4 protein-coding genes and 4 pseudogenes are annotated in these 6,430 nt (G+C 58.8%); 6 read left to right on the top strand and 2 right to left on the bottom strand.

Annotated features, from left to right (window positions below):
• Positions 1-394: 394 nt before the first annotated feature.
• Positions 395-649 (bottom strand): annotated as a pseudogene (locus tag CP49_RS47900) (IS110 family transposase); the annotation flags it as partial.
• A 16-nt stretch (positions 650-665) separates the two neighbouring features.
• Between CP49_RS47900 and CP49_RS26930 the strand changes: the two are divergent.
• Positions 666-989: pseudogene (locus CP49_RS26930) on the top strand (winged helix-turn-helix domain-containing protein); the annotation flags it as partial.
• 179 nt (positions 990-1,168) lie between these two features.
• A pseudogene (locus CP49_RS26925) lies at positions 1,169-1,484 on the top strand (amino acid ABC transporter ATP-binding protein); the annotation flags it as partial.
• A 159-nt stretch (positions 1,485-1,643) separates the two neighbouring features.
• Here CP49_RS26925 and CP49_RS45200 read toward each other — a convergent pair.
• Positions 1,644-2,684 carry a LacI family DNA-binding transcriptional regulator gene (locus tag CP49_RS45200; protein ID WP_057853188.1) on the bottom strand — a complete coding sequence of 347 codons (1,041 nt, stop codon included), beginning with the start codon at positions 2,682-2,684 and terminating at the stop codon, positions 1,644-1,646.
• Positions 2,685-2,798: 114 nt separating this feature from the next.
• Here CP49_RS45200 and CP49_RS26915 point away from each other — a divergent pair, with 114 nt between their 5' ends.
• The 4 genes and pseudogenes from CP49_RS26915 to CP49_RS26900 all read left to right on the top strand — a co-directional run bounded on the left by CP49_RS26915 (position 2,799) and on the right by CP49_RS26900 (position 5,460).
• Positions 2,799-3,887: a fatty acid desaturase family protein gene (locus CP49_RS26915; RefSeq protein ID WP_057853187.1), complete on the top strand. Its 1,089-nt coding sequence runs from the start codon at positions 2,799-2,801 to the stop codon at positions 3,885-3,887.
• 26 nt (positions 3,888-3,913) lie between these two features.
• Positions 3,914-4,234 (top strand): MocE family 2Fe-2S type ferredoxin, encoded by a 321-nt coding sequence (locus tag CP49_RS26910; protein ID WP_057853186.1) that lies wholly within the window; start codon positions 3,914-3,916, stop codon positions 4,232-4,234.
• Positions 4,235-4,354: 120 nt separating this feature from the next.
• Positions 4,355-4,663: an oxidoreductase C-terminal domain-containing protein gene (locus CP49_RS26905; RefSeq protein ID WP_057853185.1), complete on the top strand. Its 309-nt coding sequence runs from the start codon at positions 4,355-4,357 to the stop codon at positions 4,661-4,663.
• Between the two features lie 5 nt (positions 4,664-4,668).
• Positions 4,669-5,460: pseudogene (locus CP49_RS26900) on the top strand (3-methyl-2-oxobutanoate hydroxymethyltransferase).
• Positions 5,461-6,430 lie beyond the last annotated feature (970 nt).

Genomic DNA, 6,430 nt, shown 5'->3' with positions numbered 1-6,430 from the left:
GGAGATGCCGCGTAAATCCGCAGCCGAACTTGAGGCCGAGTGCCTTCGGCTTCTGGCGATGGATCCGCACACGCGAGGCATCCTCACTTGCGCAAGCGACAACGTGGCCATTAGCTGTCGAGCGGCGATGACGTGAAACGGAGAAACCCGTATGAACAAGACGCTAGGGCGTTTGGGGTGGTCGGTCATTTGCCTTCCGCAATCCTCAGCCTGCCAGCGTTCGTTAGTCGACGTCCGCCCGACAATTCCTGTATGTACCCTAGTTGGATCAATCGGTCTTTGTGTTCGGCTGGGATTGTGTGGAGCATCAAACCCTTAGCGAAGTCCCGCAACGAGACGAATTCTTCGTGGGTCAATGGCGCAGACAAATCGGGGTTCATTTTCCCAATATGCTGGTGACCGCCTCGCAAATCGCCTCTGCGTCCGTTGCATCGTTCTTCTGACGCTTGACGTAGGGCTTTACATAGGCTGGCGGCATCAATCGCACGGTATGGCCGAATGCCTGGAGTTCGCGCGACCAATGGTGCGACGAAGCGCACGCCTCAATCCCAACCAGACATGGTGGCACCTTCTGGAAGAACGCAAGGACATGGCGGCGCTTCAACTGCCGGCGGACCAACACCTGGCCGGCGGCATCAACTCCGTGCACCTAGGACGGGAGGGGTCGCTATCTTTTTGAAGGCTTCGTTGCCGATCCGTTTGCCCGTTCGGTGGTCGATCCGGGCGGTGGCAATATCGAACTCACGGGCGCCGAGTTTGATCTGCTTCTGATCTTTCTCACTCGTCCCGGCCGCGTTCTCTCACGAGACCAATTGCTGGATCTGACACGAGGGCGCGATGAAGACGTCCTGGACCGCTCGATTGATGTGCTGGTCAGCCGCCTACGACGCAAACTTGCAGCCGGCGGCACAGCTCAGATATTCAAGACTGTCCGTAATGGCGGCTACCAGTTTGCAGCCAAGGTCACTCATTTGGATGAACGGATATAGACACTCCTCGTGCTAGCATGCGACGGGCATCGATCAAGTCTCTTGCTCAGATGGACCTAAGTGCCGGATGTACCCAGCGACGGCAGGTGTGAACGCCCCTAACCAAACTTCGGTTGTGGTTCTTTTGGCGACATGCATCCCGGCGGATTGTCCGATCTGCGCGCCTTAGTATCCTAATCTACGACGGGCAGCTTTCCGGCGGGCAGCAGCAGCGCGTTGCCATTGCTCGTGCGCTCTGCATGGACCCGCGGGTGATGCTGTTTCGACGAGCCAACCTCGGCTCTCGATCCGGAGATGGTCAAGGAGGTTCTTGACACGATGGTGGCTCTCGCAAACGACGGCATGACGATGATCTGCGTCACCCACGAGATGGGCTTTGCGCGGCAGGTCGCCGATCGCGTGATCTTCATGGCCGGCGGCTCGATCGTTGAGGAAGCAATGCCGGCAGAGTTTTTCGGAAATCCAAAGCACGAGCGCACAAGGAAGTTCTTGTGAGAAATTTTGCAGCACTAAGGGCGCCTGGCGAAGCCGACCGCCGTCGATAACTTTGCCAAGTACCCGACGACGCACAAAGGTCTTTCGCCGCACGAAAGTCTTTGCAGCATGAAAATCGCAGTTCCTCAGTACCGATCCGCTCCGGCACGCCGCAGGCGTCTAGATATTCTCGGACACATACAGTTCAAAGGGCATCGGCCCGGGTTTGGACAATTCCTCTCCCCTGCCGTTGACGGCGTGAACGGCCTCCGTGATGAATTGCTCGGCCAATTGCTCCACAGGGGTTGCGATAATCATCGTAGCGGCGCGTTCGGCTACCGCTTCCCGAGATACCGGCGTCAACTCGTTGCAAATCAGTGCAACTTTGCCCGCTTTGTCCTTCCGCCTTAGCGCTTCAAGAGCGCCCTCCACGCCTCCCGAGGCCACGTAGATTCCGACGACATCCGGGTGCTTGCCGAGGAGGCGTTCAACGCTGTGACGGACATCATCCTCCGACTCTGCAGCAACCAGGGTGTCGACAACCGTGAATTCAGGCTGGCGCTCGCGTATGTAACTCCTGAAGCCCGCCTCGCGCATCTCCTGCGCGAGGTAGCCGTAATTGCCCACGACGATAGCCAGCGCACCCGGTCGCTGCGCGGTGTGCGAAGCTCCCCACGCAGCGGTGCGGCCCGCCTTTCTGTTGTCGACCCCCAAATAGGCCTGGCGCGCGTCGATAGCGAAGTCGGACAGCAGCGAGAACGTGAAGACATTCCTTTCGCGCGCGATCTTCACAGCTTCGGACACGGAGCTGTGATCCGGAGCCATGAGGGCAATGGCGTGGCAGCTTTCCGAAAGCTTCTTTACAAGGGACGCCGCTTCCAGCGGAGAGTTGTTGGACTGGTAGACAATCTTGAGATCAACCTCGGCATCCGCGCACCTCGTCGCCGCCGCGCGCAGCGCGGACTCCATCGCCATATAGAAGGCGTGGTGCCTTCGTCGCAAAGCGACTCCAATTTTGACGATCGGCTGTTTGATCGGGACCCGCGAACGCAGGGTCGGCAGTCCGTGATAGTTCAGGGCCCGCGCCGCGTCGTAGACGAGCTCCACGCGCTTGCTGCTGACGGCCGCTCGTCCATTCAACACCCGGTCCACGGTGGCGACGCTCACGCCTGCCGCCTTCGCGATGTCGACCAAGGTGACTCGTTCCGCCGCCTTGCTCACGCTTTGATATCCTTCTATCAAAATATGAGAGCGTTGATAGAAACTATCAGAGGGCCTTGCTCGCTGCAAGGCGCACTCTATCCTTGTCGGGAAAACAGATGAGGAGACAACGCCATGCCGGCAGTACAGGGCCGCGACTACAGCCTTGCCGGAGCCAGCTCCAGGGCTGCGGAACAGGCCGGTCTGGCCGCAGCGGAATGGTATCACACGTCGCTGGACCGCAAGGAAATGAAAGCGATCATGAAGCGGCACGACGGGCCCGCATTGCGGGACACCGCGATTTGGTGGGGCCTCATGCTCACGTGCGCGGCAGGCGGCGTCGCCTTCTGGGATGGGATGATAGCCACGCCGTTGTTTGCCATCTACGGCGTCCTTTATGGATCGGCCTCGGACTCACGCTGGCATGAGTGCGGGCATGGAACCGCCTTCAAGACCTTCTGGATGAACAATATTGTCTTCCAGGTCGCCAGCTTCATGATCATGCGCGAGCCGGAAGTCACGCGCTGGAGTCACGCGCGGCATCACACCGACACTCTGATCGTCGGGCGAGACCCGGAGATCGCAGTTAAGCGGCCGCCAAATATTCCGCTTCTCCTGCTGAGCTTCATTGCGGCGGAGCACGTGTGCAAGGCGATCGCTTCCATGTGTCGTCACTCCCTCGGCCGTCTGACGGCTGACGAGGACGATTTCATACCTGACAGCGTGCGGCCGAAAGTGTTCAGCGCCGCACGCGTCTGGCTCGCCATCCATCTGTCCTCCGTCGCATTGTCGTTGCTGCTTCAAAGCTGGATACCTGTGCTGCTGATCGGCATGCTGCCGACAATGTATGGCGCATGGCTGGCGCGTCTTTTCGATTTGACCCAACATGCGGGATTGGCGGAAGACGTGCTCGATCACCGCCTCAACTCGCGGACCGTGATGATGAACCCCGTGTTTCGTTTTGTGTACTGGAACATGAATTATCACGTGGAACACCATATGTTTCCCATGGTGCCCTATTGCGCGCTTCCCAAGCTCCACGACATGATGAAACACGACACGCCGGCGCCGTATCACGGCCTGTGGGCCGCTTATCGTGAAATCATTCCCGCCGTCCTCAGGCAGGTGAAAGATCCCCGCTATCATGTGAAACGTATACTTCCGCGGACCGCCAAGCCCTATCGCAGCGATCTTCACGACCTCGTTGTCATGCCGGTTCAATAAGAACGCGTGCTGGAAGGAAATTGCGCATGACGAATCGCAACTGGGTGGACGTCTGTAACGTGAGCGACGTCGATGAGGAAGACGTCATTCGCTTCGACTATCAGGGAAGAGTCTACGCAATCTATCACAGCCCCAGCGGTGAATTCTTTGCGACCGACGGATTGTGCACCCACGAGCAGGTGGCGCTTGCCGATGGACTGGTCATGAACGATATCATCGAATGCCCGAAGCACAATGGACGCTTCAACTATCGGACAGGTCAGGCTGTAGGCGGATCGGTCTGCAAAAATCTGGCAATCTACCCCGTCCGATTGAGCGGCGATCGCGTTCAGGCGGCGATCGGCTAGCATGTCGCTGCGCGGAATGGTTATTGTCGGAGCGGGAGAAGCCGGTTGCCGCGCGGCGCTCGGCTTGCGCAATAATGGCTATCAGGGCCCCGTCACGCTGATCGGCACCGAGCCGAGGCTATGCTGGGTCGCTCAGAACCTTTCGAGTCAGTTCCATGGTTCTGGTCGGATCAATATGATCTCGGCCTGCAGGTCGTCGGCCTCCCCGACCCGGCCGGGTGCACCGTGGAACGACGCATCGGCCGCAACCAGTTCATCGTCTTTCATCTTGGAGACGATGGGACACTTCTCGCAGTAAGCGGGATCGGCGCCGGCTCTGCAGTCGCAAAGGACATCAGGATCGCGGAGGCAATGATCCGTCGCCGGATGCGGCCAACACGGACCGATCTCTCCGACAGCGCCATCTCGTTGAAATCCCTGTTGCGGTGACAGGCATGAGCAGCAAGAGGATGACAATCGCTGATCTGCGGGCTCTGAAGCGAACGCGTCAGCTCTCGATGCTCCGGATCGAATCGATCGAGGAAGCTTCCGCGGCCGAACAGGCCGGGATCGATATGATCTCGGTCGCCCCGCAACTGCTGAAGCATCCGGAGTTCGCGACGTAGCTCCCGGCATTTTCTGCGTGACCAGCCTCAGCTACGGCCTCTATGCGACTCCAAAGGAATATCTCCGTGCCGCATTCGAGGCGCGCCGGGCAGACGCCGACGCAGTCTATTGCGCCGCTAGCATCAAGATCGTCAGCCGTCTCGCCGAGGAAGGAATCCCCGTCTGCGGGCATGTTGGATTGGTGCCTGCGAAGGCGACGTGGACCGGCGGATTCAAGGCCGTTGGCAAGACGGTCGAGTCCGCACAACATGCAGCACGTCAAAGAGCTGGAGAAGGCCGGTGCGGTCATCGCCGAGATCGAGGTCGTGCCTGCGGACATAGCTGCCGAAATTTCAAAACGGAGTTCGCTCCTTCTGATATCAATGGGCTCTGGAGCAGGATGCGACGGTCAGTACTTGTTCGCGGCCGATGTGCTCGGCCTGCACAAGGGCCACTATCCGCGCCTTTCAAAAACCTACCGGAACTTCGCGGCCGAATTCGATCGATTGCAGATCGAGCGAATCAAGGCATTTCGCGAGTTTGCCGATGACGTCGCAGGCGGCGAATACCTTGCCTCGCAACATACCGTGAGCGTCGGTCATGACGTGCTCGCGAAGTTCATCAAAGGGCGGAAGGGATAGGGCAATGAGGATTTCACGACCATGAAGCCGGGCCATTCGGGACTTGTGGACTGTGTTGATGATAGTCCGCGGTCGATGAAGACACCCTTGATCCCCGCCAGGACCAGCGCCTTGTTGGCTACGGTCAAGTTTGAAGTCGTCATGCCATAGTGCTCCGCTCAGGCGGCGGCTTGGCACCCTCGTCTCCTCTCATCTTCAGCGTGAAGTAACGGCCCGTTTCAATCGATCGGGAATGCAACTGCAACTACGGCACTCTGCAGCCGCAAACGCCGCACGAAGCCGCAGATCGTTCGCTCAAGAGAGCTCATCAACGGAACGGCACTCGGTGACACGCTGATTGCACTTCGCTTTTCGAGATCTCCCGCTCCATTCCATCACGGACAAATCGCAAGCCATTCTTTGCGGAGTACGGGGGCTGTTGCTGGCAGGCAGCACGACCTCAATTTCGCGAATCGCCTGGAAGACGATAGCGCTGGGATCCGTCGCGCTTGCCGACAAGAGTGCGAGCCCGCCGATTTCCACTCTCGGCTACGCCAAGGCCCACTGCGCAAACAGCAGTTTTTCTTGGCGGGGCTTCGGTTCAAAGAAGGCTACGACGACCACGACTGCAAACGCTCCGCCAGGAGGGCAAGCATGGAAGATTGGCCTAACGTTGCCGCGGGTAACAATGTGGGGTATTGATGATGCCGAAATTCTTTTCGAATCAATCATTTATGGTGCGCTCGGACGGCGGTCGCATTTGCTGCGATTTCAATGGCTTAGAAAAGTGGGTAAATGGATTAGGTGCTTTTCCCGCCTAAAAGTGCCTTTGTAGGCTGCCGCCCAAACCAGGCTCCGGCAGCATATCACGAGTCCTCCGGTCGTACGGCTATCCCGTGGTCAGCACTAACTTGCATGGCAACGGTTTGGCGAGTCCGGCATCGACTTCGTGAAAGAGCGCCGTCACCTGCCGTCAGGGTGAACCGGACGG

The sequence above is a fragment of the Bradyrhizobium valentinum genome (assembly GCF_001440405.1).
GTDB classification, from domain to species: Bacteria; Pseudomonadota; Alphaproteobacteria; order Rhizobiales; family Xanthobacteraceae; genus Bradyrhizobium; species Bradyrhizobium valentinum.
The sequence above is the reverse complement of the archived record's forward strand: the minus strand, read 5'-3'. Positions and strand labels throughout refer to the sequence as shown.

Coding starts and splice junctions, on each gene's coding strand:
- CP49_RS26915 (WP_057853187.1), top strand. CDS start 2,799: ATGCCGGCAGTACAGGGCCGCGACTACAGCCTTGCCGGAGCCAGCTCC.
- CP49_RS26910 (WP_057853186.1), top strand. CDS start 3,914: ATGACGAATCGCAACTGGGTGGACGTCTGTAACGTGAGCGACGTCGAT.
- CP49_RS26905 (WP_057853185.1), top strand. CDS start 4,355: ATGCTGGGTCGCTCAGAACCTTTCGAGTCAGTTCCATGGTTCTGGTCG.